The organism is Streptomyces fuscigenes (assembly GCF_021556455.1).
GTDB classification, from domain to species: domain Bacteria; phylum Actinomycetota; class Actinomycetes; order Streptomycetales; family Streptomycetaceae; genus Streptomyces; species Streptomyces fuscigenes.
On the sequence record NZ_JAKGCV010000785.1, the window covers coordinates 1 to 1174 of the forward strand.

Here is a 1174-nt window from a genome sequence, read left to right on the forward strand (position 1 = left end):
CCGCCCGCGACCGGGGCGGGCCAGGCCGGGGGCCCCGCGGGCGGGTGCGGGACGGCGAGGCCCGATCCGAAGTAGCGGCGCGTGTAGCCCGTGGCGGTGCCGTGCACGGCCGCGTCCGAGAGGTGGGCGGCGCCGGCGAGCGCGGCCGCCGGGTCGACGAGGCCGTAGCCGGTGGCGTCGTCCCGCCCGCCCGCGGGGGTGTCCCGGGCGGTGTCCTCCAGCAGCTTCTTGATCTGGGCGGGCGTGAGGTGGGGATGGGCGGCGCGCACGAGCGCGACCGTGCCGGAGACGAAGGCGGCGGCCGCGCTCGTCCCCCAGCCCTCGTAGTAGTGCCGGTCCGGATCCGCTATCACGACGTCGACCCCGGGGGCGCTCACGTCCGCGTACCACCGGCGGGTGGAGAAGTCCGCGGGCGTGCCGTACTTGTCGACGGCGGCCACCGCGATCACTCCGGGATAGGCGGCCGGGTAGGAGATGTGGTCGCCCTTCTGCCCGCCGTTGCCCGCGGAGGCCACGACGGGCACCCCCTTGGCGAGCGCGTACTGCACCGCCTCGTCCTCCTCGCGCTCCGGGTGCGCGGAGGCGCTGTCGTCGCCGAGGGAGAGGTTGATGACGTCCGCGCCGTGGTCGACGGCCCAGCGAATGCCGAGGGCGAGGGCGTCGCCCCTGCTGGTGCGGGCGCGGTCCCGGGCCGGGTCGGTGCCCTCCAGGATGACCCGCACGGGCAGGATCTTCGCCTGCGGGGCGAGGCCGAGCACGCCGTCGCCGTCGTCCGTGCCGTGGCCGTGCCCGGCGATGATGCTCGCCATCGCGGTGCCGTGCCGGGCCCAGGAGCGGTCGCCGCGCCCGGCGCCGAAGCCGATGAGGTCCTTGCCCGCGAGCACCTGGCCGGTGAGGTCGGGATGGGTGCCGTCCACGCCGGTGTCGAGGACGGCGACGGTGATGCCGTGCCCCTTGCTGCTGAGCCACGCCTGCTGGGCGTGGAGTTGGGCAAGGGCCCACTGCTGGTCGCGTATGGAGTCGGCGCTCGCGGGCGCGGCGGGCACGAGAAGCAGGAGGGACGCGGCGGTGAGCGCGGCGGCGGCCCGCCGGGTCAGCCGGCCGGTGAACGGCGGGACCGGTGCGACGGCGGCGGGGCGCGCGGGCGCCGACGCGAAGGAGCCTGCTCCTCGCA

General features: G+C 76.9%; 1 protein-coding gene. It reads right to left on the minus strand.

Annotated features, from left to right (window positions below; all coding sequences use genetic code 11):
* The coding region (mycP, locus tag L1885_RS28535) for a type VII secretion-associated serine protease mycosin (RefSeq protein ID WP_235800031.1) at positions 1-1097 on the minus strand (1097 nt) is incomplete at its 3' end.
* Positions 1098-1174: the final 77 nt, after the last annotated feature.